This is a genomic window from Thermococcus sp., assembly GCF_027023865.1.
In the GTDB taxonomy this organism is placed as follows: Archaea; Methanobacteriota_B; Thermococci; order Thermococcales; family Thermococcaceae; genus Thermococcus.
The window spans coordinates 1-14,584 of record NZ_JALVUC010000012.1 but is presented as its reverse complement, the minus strand read 5'-3'; the positions used below and the strand labels follow the sequence as shown (position 1 = coordinate 14,584).

20 protein-coding genes and 1 pseudogene are annotated in these 14,584 nt (G+C 48.6%); 10 read left to right on the top strand and 11 right to left on the bottom strand.

Translation table 11 applies throughout. The features are described 5' to 3' along the window. Position 1: 1 nt before the first annotated feature. Entirely contained in the window at positions 2-646 is a 645-nt protein-coding gene (locus MV421_RS03770; RefSeq protein WP_297416970.1) for a hypothetical protein, read from the bottom strand. 89 nt (positions 647-735) lie between these two features. On the opposite strand from MV421_RS03770, the gene MV421_RS03765 reads away from it, so the two are divergent. The 10 genes from MV421_RS03765 (at position 736) to MV421_RS03720 (ending at position 7,379) form a co-directional block, all read left to right on the top strand. Next, entirely contained in the window at positions 736-1,896 is a 1,161-nt protein-coding gene (locus MV421_RS03765) for an MFS transporter (RefSeq protein WP_297503667.1), read from the top strand. 34 nt (positions 1,897-1,930) lie between these two features. Next, the gene (locus MV421_RS03760; protein WP_297417240.1) at positions 1,931-2,737 is read left to right on the top strand and encodes a GNAT family N-acetyltransferase; all 807 of its coding nucleotides are present in this window, start codon (positions 1,931-1,933) and stop codon (positions 2,735-2,737) included. A gap of 321 nt (positions 2,738-3,058) precedes the next feature. Continuing rightward, on the top strand, positions 3,059-4,264 hold the full coding sequence (locus MV421_RS03755) for an ammonium transporter (RefSeq protein ID WP_297503671.1): 1,206 nt from the start codon (positions 3,059-3,061) through the stop codon (positions 4,262-4,264). A 79-nt stretch (positions 4,265-4,343) separates the two neighbouring features. Beyond that, on the top strand, positions 4,344-4,967 hold the full coding sequence (locus MV421_RS03750) for a GNAT family N-acetyltransferase (RefSeq protein ID WP_297503673.1): 624 nt from the start codon (positions 4,344-4,346) through the stop codon (positions 4,965-4,967). After that, on the top strand, positions 4,964-5,119 hold the full coding sequence (locus tag MV421_RS03745; protein ID WP_297416982.1) for a hypothetical protein: 156 nt from the start codon (positions 4,964-4,966) through the stop codon (positions 5,117-5,119). Before MV421_RS03750 ends, MV421_RS03745 begins: the two co-directional genes overlap by 4 nt. A 7-nt stretch (positions 5,120-5,126) precedes the next feature. Beyond that, on the top strand, positions 5,127-5,237 hold the full coding sequence (locus tag MV421_RS03740; RefSeq protein WP_297416985.1) for a GNAT family N-acetyltransferase: 111 nt from the start codon (positions 5,127-5,129) through the stop codon (positions 5,235-5,237). Positions 5,238-5,361: 124 nt separating this feature from the next. Then, positions 5,362-6,543, top strand: a complete 1,182-nt coding sequence (locus tag MV421_RS03735; RefSeq protein WP_297416988.1) for an MFS transporter — start codon at positions 5,362-5,364, stop codon at positions 6,541-6,543. A 13-nt stretch (positions 6,544-6,556) separates the two neighbouring features. Then, entirely contained in the window at positions 6,557-6,829 is a 273-nt protein-coding gene (locus MV421_RS03730) for a hypothetical protein (protein WP_297417247.1), read from the top strand. Then, positions 6,804-7,178 (top strand): DUF6516 family protein, encoded by a 375-nt coding sequence (locus MV421_RS03725; protein WP_297417249.1) that lies wholly within the window; start codon positions 6,804-6,806, stop codon positions 7,176-7,178. Before MV421_RS03730 ends, MV421_RS03725 begins: the two co-directional genes overlap by 26 nt. Positions 7,179-7,196: 18 nt before the next feature. Then, positions 7,197-7,379, top strand: a complete 183-nt coding sequence (locus MV421_RS03720; RefSeq protein WP_297517868.1) for a hypothetical protein — start codon at positions 7,197-7,199, stop codon at positions 7,377-7,379. Positions 7,380-7,446: 67 nt separating this feature from the next. Here the strand turns inward: MV421_RS03720 and MV421_RS03715 are convergent, their stop codons facing one another. From MV421_RS03715 to MV421_RS03670, 10 genes and pseudogenes are all read right to left on the bottom strand, one after another. Further along, entirely contained in the window at positions 7,447-7,689 is a 243-nt protein-coding gene (locus MV421_RS03715) for a hypothetical protein (protein ID WP_297503810.1), read from the bottom strand. Then, complete coding sequence (locus MV421_RS03710) at positions 7,686-8,204, bottom strand: hypothetical protein (protein ID WP_297503813.1); 519 nt, start codon at positions 8,202-8,204, stop codon at positions 7,686-7,688. The genes MV421_RS03715 and MV421_RS03710 overlap by 4 nt, the downstream gene beginning before the upstream one ends. 10 nt (positions 8,205-8,214) lie before the next feature. Next, positions 8,215-8,655: a BlaI/MecI/CopY family transcriptional regulator gene (locus MV421_RS03705; protein WP_297517866.1), complete on the bottom strand. Its 441-nt coding sequence runs from the start codon at positions 8,653-8,655 to the stop codon at positions 8,215-8,217. A gap of 38 nt (positions 8,656-8,693) precedes the next feature. Next, positions 8,694-9,593 carry an ABC transporter ATP-binding protein gene (locus MV421_RS03700; protein ID WP_297517863.1) on the bottom strand — a complete coding sequence of 300 codons (900 nt, stop codon included), beginning with the start codon at positions 9,591-9,593 and terminating at the stop codon, positions 8,694-8,696. Positions 9,594-9,602: 9 nt separating this feature from the next. Continuing rightward, the gene (locus MV421_RS03695) at positions 9,603-10,271 is read right to left on the bottom strand and encodes a hypothetical protein (RefSeq protein ID WP_297517861.1); all 669 of its coding nucleotides are present in this window, start codon (positions 10,269-10,271) and stop codon (positions 9,603-9,605) included. Between the two features lie 70 nt (positions 10,272-10,341). After that, the gene (locus tag MV421_RS03690; protein WP_297063545.1) at positions 10,342-11,529 is read right to left on the bottom strand and encodes an MFS transporter; all 1,188 of its coding nucleotides are present in this window, start codon (positions 11,527-11,529) and stop codon (positions 10,342-10,344) included. Beyond that, positions 11,511-12,506 (bottom strand): radical SAM protein, encoded by a 996-nt coding sequence (locus MV421_RS03685; RefSeq protein WP_297063547.1) that lies wholly within the window; start codon positions 12,504-12,506, stop codon positions 11,511-11,513. Before MV421_RS03685 ends, MV421_RS03690 begins: the two co-directional genes overlap by 19 nt. A gap of 12 nt (positions 12,507-12,518) precedes the next feature. Beyond that, positions 12,519-12,803, bottom strand: coding sequence for a PqqD family protein (locus MV421_RS03680; protein ID WP_297063549.1), 285 nt, complete (start codon positions 12,801-12,803; stop codon positions 12,519-12,521). Positions 12,804-12,824: 21 nt separating this feature from the next. Then, on the bottom strand, positions 12,825-13,868 hold the full coding sequence (locus tag MV421_RS03675; protein ID WP_297063551.1) for a radical SAM protein: 1,044 nt from the start codon (positions 13,866-13,868) through the stop codon (positions 12,825-12,827). Between the two features lie 396 nt (positions 13,869-14,264). Beyond that, positions 14,265-14,584: pseudogene (locus tag MV421_RS03670) on the bottom strand (nicotinamide-nucleotide adenylyltransferase); the annotation flags it as partial.

Sequence of the window (14,584 nt, the reverse complement as noted above, 5' to 3'; positions counted from 1 at the left end):
CTCACTCCCTCATGGCCCTTTTGACGTAGAGGAACCCCCCAAAGGCAAAGGAAGCTGAGACCACCATGACAGAGAAGGCCTGAGGATTCATGGCGCCCTCCAAATGGGCCAGGGGGTATAATGCGGAGAGGGTTATTATAGAGACGAGCACCTGCGGCCACTCGATCCGTCTGAGGAAGAGTAAGGAGGAGAGTGCCATGAAGCCGACGCCTAGGCCCGCGAGAAGGAGCATGAACTCCGCCGTCTTGAACTCATACTGAGCTGGTGTTGCGAGCGAAAATACGAACGCGAGCATTCCGGCAAGGAACCAACCGGCAATCTGAGAGACCATGTAGCCTTTGCTCCTCTTCCGTGGTGTTCCGAGAACCCTCTCAAGGCTCTCAACCTTCTTTATCATCCCGCTCTCCTCGGCCACGAACCAGATTATCGCGAGTGTAGAGAGTATCATCCCCCCATAGCCGCCAAAAGAATTTCGAAACCATTCTGAAGTCCACGGGAGGACGTTGCCTAGAAGGTATAGCATAGGAATCACGGCCGCCCAAAAGATGAACGGGAAGGCCAAGTAAACCCTCTTCGCGAGGTTCAGCTCATCCTCAACCGCTTTAAGTGCCTCGGTAAGTTCCTCCACGTTTCCCATAACCACCACCGTTCAAACTTCGCGTCCCCCTATTTATAACCGGTCGGAGGTTTGGAGAACAGAGTTAGGCTTTTAACCCGCATCCTCCATTGAGGGGTATGAACCACCATCTCTACAGCCTCCACCTACTCACCTCTGCCCTCAGAACTGCCGGTGATGCCATAGAAAGCGTCGCCCTGCCGTGGAGCGTTCTCCAGAGCACGGGGTCACTGTTGAGCATAGGCGGTTTTGCCCTCTTCACACACCTTCCATGGGTTATCCTGCCTCCCCTCCTCGGCAGAACACTTGACAAGACCCGGAAGAGAGTCAGGCTGGCGTTCTCAGCTTTGCTACTCCAATCAGCTCTTGCCGTTGTGATAGTGCCGTTCTCCTCGAACATCTGGGCCTTCTACCTCACCGTCTCTGGCATCTCAGCCCTCGACATCCTCCACCGCTACTACGGCTTCTCGCTTATAGCAACTATGACGCTTGAGGAGAACGAGCTTCAGGGCCTCAACGCAAGGCTCGCAACGGTCGGGAACACGGTTTCGCTGGTTGCATTTCCCATCGCAGGGGTTCTAGCATACAGGTTCGGAGTGAAGGCGATGCTCCTCGACGCTGTCCTCCTGCTTATTGGAGCGTTTACCCTGATCCCGTATCTGAACGTCGAGGTGAGGCGCGAAAGAAACGTTGAGAAAGCGGAAGAAAAGAGGACAAAGATAGAGGGGAATGTAGTGGTCGGAATCCTGGCCTCGGTGCTTCTATTCAACTTTGCCCTTGGGAGCTTCAGGATATTTCTCTTCGCAGGCATTAAGGAGCTTGTCAAAGCTGAGATTATATACGGTGCACTGGAATCGTTGCAGACTACTGGAAGCCTCCTCGGAGTTGGGATTATAGTATACTTTGCCCATAGGGGAGGTTTCAGAACAGAGAATACCCTTATAAGGAGAATGCTCCTTCAGAGCCTCACGCTGCTTCTGGTTGGCTTCTCATTGATCCCCGCCCTCGTCTCCGCTGTTCTCCTCGTGGGCTTCGGCGGCCAGCTCCTCAACGTCTCCTTCGACAGCCTGATGCAGAAAGCTATTCCCTCCGAAAGCCTCGGGACGGTAAGGGGTGTCTTTGACGCCCTTGCAACGCTCGTCATTCCCCTGTCGCAACTTGCCTTTGCGTGGGCGATTGAAGAAAGTGACGAAATTCTGGCTCTGGCAATTGTGGCGTTTTCCCTCGCACTATTCGCTTCCTTCGTCTTCTGGGACACCCTCAGAAAAGCAAAAGCATAAAATCCTACCACCAAAATACCATCCGGTGAAAACTATGGAACCGATTATACGCGAGGCGAAACCTAGGGATAAACCGTTCATAGAGGAGATTTCAAGGCTGACATGGGGCGGCGAGGACTACCTAGCTAGGATCTTCGACGAGTGGGTAAAAGACGGGAACTTCTACGTCCTGGAGGTTGACGGGAAGGTGATTGGGACGGCGAAGCTCACCATTCTTCCCGGTAAAGTTGGCTGGATAGAGGGGCTCCGCGTTCATCCCGACTACCGGGGGAGGGGTTACGGGAGGATGATTCACAACTTCATACTCAACCTCGGGAAGAAGCTCGCAGAAAAGGAGGTAATAGAGGCCCTTGAGTTCGCAACCTATTTCCTCAACCGCGAGAGTGTTTCAATGGCCGAAAAGACGGGCTTTCACGTCAGGGCAAAATTCTTCGTCATGAGCGCGCCCGCCGGTGAGACCCTTGAGGAGCCGTCCGTTGTGGAGCCTTCAATAAACGACGTAACCCTTGGAACGTTCCCCGTCGGTTGGAGGTTCCTCCATCGCTGTGATGAAACAGTGGAGTGGCTCAGGAAAAACGCGGTGCTCTACGAGCTTAACGGGCTGAGATTCATCGGGCCAAAGGGTGGAGCAACCTTCACGGCCCTCGACCCTGGGCCGGCCGTTCTAAGGGAGCTAATGCCTGCGATGGGCTGGGTGGCGAGGGAGCTTAGCCTCGATGGGTTTGATGTGATGATTCCCTCAGCCATGGGAGCGGTCCTGCCAGGCCTACGCAGGGTGGGCTTTGAACTCTGGGATGATAAGGACGAGCCGAACGTGCTGGTGTTCAGAAAGAAAATCTAGAGGAAAATAGTTCTCAAATATGAGAACTTAAGCACTTTCTGGTTTAATTTCTCAAGTTATAGGACCTTTAATATTCAAGTTTTTCCTTCAGTTGTTTCTGAGGGAGCCTATTATAGGACACACTAACATTAAAACATAACACCATTCAATTAGTTATTCTAATCACAAAGAGTTAATATTTAGTTTGATAACATTACATTATAACAAAAATTAACATTAAAACCTTATACATAGATGGATGAACCACAATCATTAATAACGAAGTGTCTCGAAAATTCTTCGAAGACATTTAAGTTTGCAAACTTGAATGGGGTGGTGGAAATGTTCAACACTGGTAGCGATGGATTCATGTTGATTGCGGCCGCTTTGGTGTTTATTATGACCCCCGGTCTGGCTTTGTTCTACGGGGGAATGGTCAACAAGAAGAACGCGGTAACAATGATGATGCAGAACTTCTTCTCGGCAGGCTGGACCACCGTGCTCTGGGTGATCTTCGGATTCAGCCTGGCCTTCAGCAAGGACGTCGCCGGGGTCATCGGCAACCTGCACTACGCTTTCCTCTCCAACATAGCCCCAAGCACGCTCTTCCCGGGCAACGACCAGATAAGCATGCTGACATTTATGATCTACCAGCTCATGTTCGCTATAATCACTCCGGTCCTCATGACGGGAGCCTTCGCTGACAGAATGCGCTTCAAGGCCTTCATAGTCTTCCTGACCCTCTGGATGATCTTTGTGTATTTCCCCTTCGCCCACTGGCTCTGGGGAGGAGGCTTCCTAGCCAAGTGGGGAGTCGAGGACTTCGCGGGAGGTATAGTTGTTCACACCAGCGCCGGCTTCGGTGCCCTCGCGGCGATATACTACCTTGGAAAGAGGAAGTTCCCCAAGGCTGGTAACCACAGCCTCCCACTCATAGTCATAGGTACCACCCTTCTCTGGTTTGGCTGGTTCGGCTTCAACGCGGGCTCAGCCCTCAGGGTTGACGCCGACACAGCGGTTGCCTTCGTCAACACCATGGAGGCCGCGGCATTTGCGGCCGTGACCTGGATGTTCTGGGACTACTGGAAGACTGGAAAATGGAGTGCCCTCGGATTCATGACGGGCTCCATAGCTGGATTAGCAACAGTTACCCCGACCGCGGGATTCATAAATCCGCAGGCGGCCATGGTAGTCGGTGTAGCCGCAGCGATAATCTGCCACCTCGCCGTAGATTACAAGAACAGAAAAGGCTGGGACGACGCACTTGACGTCTGGGGCGTCCACGGGATAGGCGGCTTTAGTGGCATAATACTCCTGGGAATATTCGGAAGCTCCGCAATACTCGGAAGCAACGGCCTCATCTATGGTGGGGTCGGATTCTTCGGCAAGCAGGTCGCGGCGGCGGTAATGTGCGCCATCTACGCCTTCGTCGTCACCTACATCCTGATGTGGGTCACCGACAAGATAACCCCCGTTCGCGTCCCGGAGGAGGCCGAAAAGACAGGTCTCGACGAATACGAGTGGGCGGAGCAGACCTACTCCCTCTGAACCTTTTCTTTTTCACTTGCATTCCATTTTATAACGGCAAACCTTTTTGTAGTGGGGTCAATTCTCCCCGGTGCTTCAAATGGAGATAATATACCTTAATGAAACACACTTATCCGACTTTCAGACACTTTATACGAGATTTTTCATAGAGCTTCGCGAAAAACAGGGCTGGAAACCGGGTGAAGAGGAGATCTACAGAAAAGAGGCCGAGGTCTACTTTAAGTGCGGTGATGTAATATTTCTCGCCCTGGAAGGCAGCAAAGCGGCAGGGTTCATAAGGCTTTCGAGCAGGGAAGGGTGCTTCTGGGTCGAGGAAATATACGTGAGGCCCGAGTTCAGGGGGAGGGAAATCGGTAGGGCGCTCGTCGAGAGGGCCGAGGAAGAGGTGAAAAAGCACGACGATGCCCTCTACCTTTTTGTTCTGCCCCAGGATAAGGATGCGATAGGGTTCTGGAAAAAGCTCGGCTACGGCACGATAAACACCATCGAGCTCGTTAAGGATCTCAAACCCTCAGGGCGCTCGGCCGTTCACACCGTTGAGCTTCTCGGCGAAAGGTTCAGAATCTTCAGGTGGGAGGGGGAGAGGTTCACGGACGAGGAAAGGCGCTTCATGGAGCTCCTGGAAAGGTTCTACGAGGAGGGAGGTACTAAAAAGGAGTTCCTGGAGCTGGTTAACAAAGCCTTGGAAGGGTGGCTGGAGTGATAGTTAAGCCCTTCGAAACCGAAGAGGAAAGGCGCGCCTGCCTTGAGATAGCGAAGGCCCTGCCGGAATGGTTCAACGAGGTAGGAATAAATGAAATCGAGCGGGATCTAGAGAAAGAGAAAATGGAGAGTCGAAGACATCCAAGTCTCTAGCTTTGCAATGGTAAAGCCCACCAACGAGAGAGCCCTCGAAATCCTCTGGGTGGCCATTAAGAGGGAGTTTAGAGGAAAAGGCATCGGGACTGAGCTGTTACGCTTCGTTGAAGAATAGGAAAAGGAAAGAGGCTTCGTGAGAATAGCGCTGATTGACCCTTATCCTGAGTGGGGTGAGAGGGCGCTGATTTACGTCAAGTGTCTCCGCAAAGGTTAAATCTATTATGTTTTCACCCCTTTCCATGCGCTGGAGTGAAATTCCCCGCGATGCCAGGGTTTACATGCTCTACCACACACTCATCGCCCCAGGCTTGATAGTCTGGATACTCTTTCCGCTCTATCTCATGGAGACCGGCTACTCTATTCTGGAGGTCGGGGCGTTCTTCACCTCTATCAACATCGCTTCGGTTCCATTAACCTATCTCTTCGGCAGGGCCTTCAACCGCTGGGACATGAAGAAGGGTCTCATCACGATAGACGTCCTCAATGGAATTGCTTACGTCCTCTACGGACTCTCAAAGGGGGCAGTGGCGCCGGTTGTGCTCTTCGCCGGCAGGGCGGTAGAAAAGCTCTCGACGATGCTCTATCCCCTCTACCGGGCCTACGAGCAGATAATCTACCCCGAGGACAGGTACGAGGAAATATTCGCATGGCACCTCCGCCTGCCGGAAATTTCAAGGCTTCTCACGTTCCCAGTAATGGGATACATCCTCGGCTACGTTTACCCCGGCCCCAAGAGCTACCGATGGGTCTTCATAATCTTCGGCCTCTTCTCAGCTTTCACGGTTGCCTACATCTGGCGCTTCCTTCCATCGGTCGGCAAAGAGGGAAGGATAACACCGGAGGGCTTTACGTTCAGAGCGGGCGAGTTCAAGCTTCTCCTGGCGTTTGAGACTTTGCTCACGCTCGCCTGGGGGCTTGCGCCGGAGATAGTCCTCATCAACTACATCATCTTCGTGTTGCACAAGACCGTCTTCGAGGTAACTCTCGTGGCGGTAGTGAGCAGTCTCGCCTCGATAGCTGGAACCTACGCCAGCGAGCGCGTTCCGAATGGAAGAGGGTTTCAGGCGATAGCCTTCGGGATGTTCCTCAACGCGTTCAACGTCTTCATCATGGCACTCTCACCGCCCCTCTGGGCAGTTCTGGCTGCTTACACAGTGGGGAATTTCGGGGACACCCTGTGGTTCCCATTCTACCGCGCCTGGATGTTCAAGCTCATTCCAAGGGAAAAGACCAGCGAGTTCCATGCGGCGATATCGAGCTATCACAGGGTGATCGGTATCGTTACACCGTTCGTAGCCGGCGTTCTGGCGAGTGTACACGCAACGCTGCCGTACGCGGTCAGCCTGGCATTCTTTGTGATAGCGGGGGGCATGTTCCAGTGGCTGGCGAGGAAAGGTATTTATTCAAGAACTGCGAGTTAGGGACGTGATAGAAATGAGCGAGGTCGTGATTTCAAAGAGGGACGTGTTGGCATACGAGAGGTTGAGGATAATCTCCGAGCTGGCACCCATACGTGAGAGAGTGAAGGCCTTCGAGAAGAAATACGGGATGACATTAAAGGAGTTTGAAAGGAAACTTACGGACTTAGAGGAATCCTTTGAGGCCTGGGACGACTATATTGAATGGAAGGCCTACGTCAGGAAGCTTGAAGAGCTGGAGAAGAGGCTAAGGGAGATTGAACATGCTGAGAGAGTTAGAATTGCTTGAGAAGAACTCAGCAGTCAAAAGCTACGAAATTCTAGACTACAAGGAGGGGGATAGTTTTTACTTTCTGAAAATCAGGGCAGAACTAATAGATGGAAGCGTTCTTTACATCAGGGAGTTTGTATCGGAAGAGGAGTACAGTTACTCTTTCCAATGGCAGAAAGACGGGAAGCTTATAGTCCGCTGGGACAACGCGCCACATCACAGAGACATTGAAACTTTTCCCCACCACAAGCACGTTGGCTCACAAGACAACATCCAGCCTTCAAAAAAGATCTCCCTTGAAGACATCTTGAGAGTTATTGAGGAGAAAATTAAACCCTCGTCATCAACTTCTACCCCTCTACGCTGAAACGCCCATCATCTCAGATTGCCCGAAATATCCCAAGCCCTCACGTTCCCGGTGATGGGGCACATCCTCGGCGACGTTTACCCGGGCCCCGAGAGCTACCGCTGGGCCTTCAGCTACAGAAAGGTTATCGGCATAAACGCGCCCTTCGTGGCGGTTTCCTCGCGAGCATCCACGCGACTCTACCTTACGCGGCTAGCCTGACTTTCTTTCTGCTGGCAGGGGGCATGTTCCTGATGATTCCAAAGAAGAAGATGAGCTAAGACACCCGTCAGCCTCTGTCCCTTCTCCCTCCCCTAGAAAAGCTCAAAACCTCCCGCAGTCCAAAACCCTCCATGGGGTCAAACTCCTTCACAAGCTCCTCAACGAGCTCCCGGGGGAGACCTTCGCTCTCAAGACCCTTCCGAAAGGCCTGCTTGCCCCTGTGTATGATCCTAGTTAAGCCCGCCACCTGGAACAGGAGTCTTGGGAGATGGAAGAAGAGAAATTTAAGAAGGGGACGAACGGTTCTCACTCTTCCTCCCTCTCATTCTTGGCGCCCACTGTCTTATCCTTTCCGTGGATGATGTTGGATGGTCCGAAATGGTCCCCCTTACCCTTCATCAGCTCAGTTAGGGTCTCAAGGAGGGTTTTGGGGGCGTTGATGCTCCGCATGTACTCCTTCGTCAGCTCCGTCGCAGTCTCCTTGTCCATCCCCGCCTCGATGAGGTTCTTGTAGAACTCGGCCACGCTCTTGCCCATGGTCTGCATCTTCTCCGGGCTGTAAAGCTCGTTCAGAAGTTCCTTAAGAGGGCCAAGGATGTCCTCTATCATAGGGCCTATCCTATCCATCAGGACGGCGACCTTATCGAGGTCTTTATCCCCCTCGTAGGCCTCTATCAGCTTCTCGACGGCCCCGGCTTTTTCCTTAAGGACTTTCACTTCCTCTTCGCTCCTGGCGTTTCTTATCTCTTCCGTCAGCTCCTCAAGCAGCTTCTCCAGCTGGGCCGGGCCCTTTTTTTCAATCTCAATTTCCTCAACGTTCGCCATATCAACCACCTCAATAATCATTGGTCTGCTCAAACCTAATCGGCATTCCGATCAGCTTTAACCACCTCTTGACCACGTCCCTGGAGAGGGTGTAGACCTTGCCTCTCTCCGCGGGGATCTCCCTAACGACGCCCAGCCTCTCAAGCTCCTCCAGCTTCGCCCGGACTGTGTTGCGGGAGGCCTTACCGCGCCTGCCCTTCAGCTCCCTTGCAATCTGACTCACGTTCACCTTCCTGAGATCGAAGAGAATCTTCACAATCTCCCTCGCTATCGGGTCGTGCTTTATCTCCGGGATGACGACGTCTATACCCAACCCACCGTACTCAGCGTAAACATTAAGGAGCCTGAGGTAGGACTGGGCCATCCGTGAAACGACTTCGAAGCTCGCCTTCATCGCTTCGAGCGCCTTCCTGAGTTCTTGGACTTCCCTGGCGAGGTCTTCATCGGGCATGATGGTTATTTGCCTGCTCAATCCTAAAGGGTTTCCGGTCAGGTGTGAGCAATCCCCCTCTCATAGAGCATAGAATACACTTCCTCCAGCGATGGCTCGTTGCGCTTTATCTCCTCGACAGTTATCCCATTTCTGACTAGAAGTCCGTTAACATTAGAAGGCTCGGCGTTTTCGACGAGGATGTAGCCCTTAAGAAGCTTCGGAGCATACTCTGCTTTCTCAAGAACTGCTAGGGCCTTTTCCACTTCCCTGACCTTCACCAGAACCCCCCTCGCCGGAACGCTCTTTCTAAACTCCTCAAGGGTTCCGGAGAACAGCACTCGTCCGTCCCTTATTATGGTAACCTTCCTGCAGACCTCATCAACGTCGCTTAGTATGTGGGTCGAAAAGAGAACGGAGGCGTTGTTTTCCCTCGCGTAGTCTTTGAGAAAGCGCTTGAACTCTAGCCTCCACTCCGGGTCAAGGCCCTTCGTCGGCTCGTCCAGAATCAAAACCTCTGGGCTTCCGAGAAAAGTCCTCGCCATCGCAACCCTCCGCTGAGTTCCACTGGAGAGGGCTGAAACCTTCTTTTTGGAGTATTCCTCAAGTTCAAAAAACTCCAGCAGGTTCCTCAGCTCCCTCCCATCGAAAACCCCCTTCAGCAGGGCGTAGCGCCTTAGGTTGTCCCATACTGAAAGGTTCGGGTAGAGGAGGTCGTACTCGGGGAGGTAGCCAATCCTCGCCCTTATTTCGGGATTCCTGAGAGGGTTAAAACCGAGAACCTCAACCCTACCCGAGTCAGGCACGAGAAGGCCGAGGATAAGCCGGAATGTAGTTGTTTTGCCTGCCCCGTTGTGGCCGAGGTAGGCGTGAATCTCGCCCGGTTTTACGGTCAAGCTTATCCCGCGGAGGACTTCCCTTCCGCCAATAGTCTTCCCCACGTCCTCAAGGACTATCATGGAACCACCTCAAACGAGCAGTGTCTTCTCGGCGAGCCTGTTGCCTAAGGAGCTTAAGATCAGGAGCGAAGGGATTGAAATCCCCACCGAGAGGGCCAGAGACAGCACTAGGGCGAGCTTTAGGGACAGGACGTTTCCAAAGTATCTCGGAACGTAAAGGGGAACAAAAAACGCCACAAAACCCACTGCAATCTTCACGGCGTTGAACCATACGGGCGGGAAGAGCAGGGTTGTTAAAATCACGAAGAAGGTGAACGTGAGGAGCAGGGGAGTTGAAATCAGCAGGCCGGAGAGCATGAGCGTTAGAGGAATGTGGGCCCCGCTGTAATCCGCCAGAATCAGTCCGACAAAACCGCCCGCGAGTATTCCCACCGCTTCGATCACGAATCCGGCGAGCGTCTTGAGGAGCAGAAGACGCGTGGGATGAAAGGGAAGCGAAAGGAGGAGTTCGTGAATGCCGAGGAGCTTCTCCCTGAAGATCGCCCCGCTGAAGAAGAGCGGGAACACTATGGCGAGTGAAACGCTCGTTATTCCAACGATTGTGCCGCTTGAAACCGGATTCCAGCCCGCCAACCAGTAGATCACCGCCGTCGTCCAGGGAATCCAGATAACGTTGAAGCCGAGCTGCTTTGCGGTGTACTTAATCTCCTCGCGGAGCTGAGCCCGGGCCAGTTTCATAGTCTCGCCTCCAGAGCTTTTCCCTGGGTAGGAATTTGGGGTGATATTAATATGGTAGTGCATGCTCCTTTTAAGAAATGTTTGAAATGTAAAATAACATTATTGCAGAGACTATTGGCACTGTCAGAACAAGGAATCCAAACCGAATATCATAACTTGCTGCTATTAATCCTGAGAAACTACTTCCAGCTGCTGCGACAATTGAAGCCAAGGAACTGTTTAGGGATAACACTGAACTTCTGGCTTCATCCGGGATAATTTCATTGAACCAGATACTAAATGCGGGACCGTATGTACCAAACCCAACATTGTATATAAAAACGCAGAGAATCGCAAACATGAATGACTGGGAAAGTGCAAAACCAATATACGCTGCAAGTATCAATGATTGGCTAAGAATGCTGACTTTAAAACTGGTGCTCTTCTTTAATAAAAGTCCTGAGAGGAAATTTCCAAAAAGTGAGCCAAAAATTCCGATTATATACAGGATCCCAAGCATTCTGGCAGGTATATCAAGCTCATCAGTAAAAAGTAATTGCCAAGAGTAGATATAGTAAATTAATGCGAGAGACAATATTGCATCACCAAGGAGTAAATAGAGGAGGTTTTTCTTATAAATTGAGACCCTAAGAGCATTTTTCATAATATTATAAAAAGATGTATTCTTCCCATTATTCCCACGATTTTCCTCCATTACAACTAAGCCAGAACCTACTGCTATAAACATAATTATCCCACCCATGAGGAAAGGATATGCTATATCAAATGACACCAGTTGGTATGCAAGTAATCCTGCCAAGACTCCACAAACAGTCCTGCTTGCATTAATTAATCCGAATACACTTTTAGCTTCTTCTGTTAATCTATGCTCTTTAAGAGAAGAGTAGTACCAAGCAATTAAAGAGCCACTCATGAATGCAGACCCCAGTGCCAACAAAATTTCGGAAATTGCAAATAATCCAAATTTCGTCGACGTACCATATAAAACTAACCCACACCCATATATTCCAACACCTGAGAGATAAGTCTTCTTTCTTCCCCATTTATCTGCGATGGCACCGGTGGGGAAGTCAAATATTGAAAGGCAAACGAAATAAATTGTTAAGAGCAATCCAATTTGCTCTTTGGAGACCGTTCTTGATGCTAAGAATGCTATATAGATGGGGTCAATTATGCTTTTACCGAGTGATACTATAGTTACTAAAAACAATGTTATCTTAGAGTATCTTGAGAGATTTGCTAAATCTCTAATGGGCATAGCGGATCACTACCTAAGATGTTTCCCGAATAAATTAAGGCCCTTGCTCTACAACCCCCACATACATACTTGTATATACATTTGCCACATTTCCCGACTAGTTGATCTCTTTTCTTAGCAATACCCGTACTTGCAATCTCTTCAATATTTTGGATAGTGGCATTTCCCACATTCCTGTTCAAAAAAGGACAGGGCCTGATATTCCCATAGACATCTATATAGACTTGGAATACTCCGGCGGTACATCCATTAAGAACGTTTTTTGGCGGGTCTTGTCCATTGAGATAGACCAAAGTGTACAAAACCGGATCAACTATCCTTATCGCTGGCTTGTTCTTGTTTTGTTTTATAAACAATTTTAACTGATGTGCCACATTAACTAATTCGTCCTTGTTTAGGAGGATATCCTTATTGTTCTCCGCTTTTCCAGCAGGTAAAACTGGACGTATCCTTATAGTCGTTATATTTAGAGTACTAAGGAAATCTAACAGTTCATAAATGGTATGGAAATTCTTTTTATGAATAGTGACATTAATGCCAACCTCAAAATCCCTCTGCACGAGCTTTTTCACAGACTCTAGTGTTTTGTTGAATGCTCCTTTTTTATTCCGGTACCAATCATGAATCTCTTGAAACCCATCAATACTAGTGCCTATGCAAACTTCCCCATATCGTTTATATCTCTCTAGTTTGTTTAACATTTTATTATTCAATAATGTAACATTTGTCATAATGCCTACTTGCTCTATATCATTCTCAAAACTAATATCCAAAAATTGAAACAAATCTGGATGTAAAAGTGGTTCGCCACCACTTAATGTTAAATAGGGAATATCAATCTTCACAAGATTCTCAATAATTCTCTTAAATAGAGTAGGACTCATAAAATCTGGAGATGTTGCAGGTACCCTACAATGCCTGCATTGGAGATTGCACGCGGTTGTTATTTCTATTTCGGGAAAGAGACATGCTTCCATTTAACACCCCTCCTATTCTTTGAATTCAATGTATCCCCTCTTCGCCAGTAAGTATAAGAATCTACAAACATCTTCTTTCACTTTTTCGGTATGTGAACAATTAAAATCCCGTACAACTAGTTTCCATATATCTTCTACAGTTTTTTCCCCATCACATAATTGAAATATGTACTTACCAGTAGTGTTCAATACGTGCTTTTTACCAGTTTTAGGGTTGAACAATTTTATTTTCTCCTCTTCTTTAATCGCTATGATCCCCTCCACCACTTTGGGCTTTTTATTATATATCCTCTCCAAAATACACACCCCCTAGCCGTTTTAAAGTTGTACTGGTCTCATACAATATGAATCCGAAGCCATTGGATCACCAGTTAAGCAAAAGGTTCTTCCTCTGCATCCACCGCAAATACCCCTTAATGTGCATTCTCCGCATTCCCCATGTAATTCTCTTTTCCTTAGTGAGTTGAGTAATGGATGTTCCTCCCATAGTCTAGATATTGTAGTCTCTTTTATGGATCCCAAGTTGTATGGAAAGTATGCACAGGGCCGGACAGAGCCATCAGAACTTATATACAGGGATGAAATACCTGCTGTACATCCGGCAGTAATTTTTATACCTTTAGATAGTATCTTGGTTTTAAATGCGCTGATGAGTTCTTTGTCAAATCTCACCCACAGTGGGTCTGCAAATTCTATCTCAATGTTTCTTTTTTCTTTTTCTTCAACTAATTCCTTTAAAATAGTAAACCATTCATCTGTACTCAAGAAAATGTCTTTACTCGTGGTTGCTCTCCCAATTGGGTTTGGGGTTCTAACTTTGAACACATTTGCTCCCATGTTTTCTGCCATATTTAAATAATCAAAAACATATCTTATATTCCCTTTAGTTACTGTAAAGTTTACCGTTGTTATTATCCCATGTTTGATACAAATTTCAAGGGATTTAATAGCTTTGTTGTATGCGCCTCGCACACCACAGAAACTATCATGATATACCTCTGGACCGTAAATGCTTACAGCGACTCTAAGAAGTTCTGGATTTTCTACGCTATTTATTAAGGCCTGTAAAGTGTTGTGAAGATATCCATTAGTGGTTACATGCGCTTCGCTACCATTGGAGACTATGTAATTCACAAGTTCGATAATCTTTGGATAAAGCAGTGGTTCTCCTCCTGCAAGAACTATTGTTGGAACATCTAGATCTATTAGTTCATCAATAGTTCTAATTAGCAAATTGTAGTCAAATTCATTATACTCCTTTTTAATGTCTCTAGCATTAGCACGACAATGGCGACACATAAAATTACATTTATTTGTTAGGTCTATTTCTATAATATCAAGTGATGGAATGTCTTTTTGCATAGCATCTCCCCCTGTACTCACAAATTGATTTTCCAAAAAAATCAATAAAAAGTGTTAAGAGAATCAACTAATTTCCCCTGACCTCCAGTGGGCCTCTGGAGCACATATAGGTCCAAGTCTGTTAGGTTCCCTTGTTATTGTGGGTGGTACATATTCGTCCATAAAGGTACTGCTCTTCCAATGGGCCTCTGGAGCACAAATAGGTCCAATCCTGTCGAGGTCTCTACTAATAGTTGGAGGGATATACTTTCTCTCTTTCATGTATCATCACTCCTTTTGTCATTGTTGCTTTAGCATACTTGTTTAAGTATTATTTGGTACTTAAGTTTTTCTTAAACCAATAGTTAACAACCAAACGTTAAAAACTCAAGAAGATAAAAAGAGCAGGTAAAGAAATCAGAACTCCGGAATCCTTATCGGTGCTTGAAGCTCCTTCTCGTTCTTCTCAAGATTGGTGGCGAGCATCTGAATTCTCTCGACGCCGTGGATTTCACCTATAAACTCGGCGACGCTCTTCGGAACCAGCCCTTCCCAGGGTTCACCTTCTACCATGCGCCTCCTTATCTCGGTAGCGGAGAGGATATCCTTCCTAAACATGGGTTGAACTATCACCTCGTAGCCCTTCTCGCGGAAGAGCTGTGCCACTAGAGAGTTGCCGGTGAAGACGACGTCGAAGCGCGGAATCATGCTGACCACGTAGGTGGCCCATATCGCGT

Coding starts and splice junctions, on each gene's coding strand:
- MV421_RS03765 (WP_297503667.1), top strand. CDS start 736: ATGAACCACCATCTCTACAGCCTCCACCTACTCACCTCTGCCCTCAGA.
- MV421_RS03760 (WP_297417240.1), top strand. CDS start 1,931: ATGGAACCGATTATACGCGAGGCGAAACCTAGGGATAAACCGTTCATA.
- MV421_RS03755 (WP_297503671.1), top strand. CDS start 3,059: ATGTTCAACACTGGTAGCGATGGATTCATGTTGATTGCGGCCGCTTTG.
- MV421_RS03750 (WP_297503673.1), top strand. CDS start 4,344: ATGGAGATAATATACCTTAATGAAACACACTTATCCGACTTTCAGACA.
- MV421_RS03740 (WP_297416985.1), top strand. CDS start 5,127: ATGGTAAAGCCCACCAACGAGAGAGCCCTCGAAATCCTCTGGGTGGCC.
- MV421_RS03735 (WP_297416988.1), top strand. CDS start 5,362: ATGCGCTGGAGTGAAATTCCCCGCGATGCCAGGGTTTACATGCTCTAC.
- MV421_RS03730 (WP_297417247.1), top strand. CDS start 6,557: ATGAGCGAGGTCGTGATTTCAAAGAGGGACGTGTTGGCATACGAGAGG.
- MV421_RS03725 (WP_297417249.1), top strand. CDS start 6,804: ATGCTGAGAGAGTTAGAATTGCTTGAGAAGAACTCAGCAGTCAAAAGC.
- MV421_RS03710 (WP_297503813.1), bottom strand. CDS start 8,204: ATGGCGAACGTTGAGGAAATTGAGATTGAAAAAAAGGGCCCGGCCCAG.
- MV421_RS03705 (WP_297517866.1), bottom strand. CDS start 8,655: ATGCCCGATGAAGACCTCGCCAGGGAAGTCCAAGAACTCAGGAAGGCG.
- MV421_RS03700 (WP_297517863.1), bottom strand. CDS start 9,593: ATGATAGTCCTTGAGGACGTGGGGAAGACTATTGGCGGAAGGGAAGTC.
- MV421_RS03695 (WP_297517861.1), bottom strand. CDS start 10,271: ATGAAACTGGCCCGGGCTCAGCTCCGCGAGGAGATTAAGTACACCGCA.
- MV421_RS03690 (WP_297063545.1), bottom strand. CDS start 11,529: ATGCCCATTAGAGATTTAGCAAATCTCTCAAGATACTCTAAGATAACA.
- MV421_RS03685 (WP_297063547.1), bottom strand. CDS start 12,506: ATGGAAGCATGTCTCTTTCCCGAAATAGAAATAACAACCGCGTGCAAT.
- MV421_RS03675 (WP_297063551.1), bottom strand. CDS start 13,868: ATGCAAAAAGACATTCCATCACTTGATATTATAGAAATAGACCTAACA.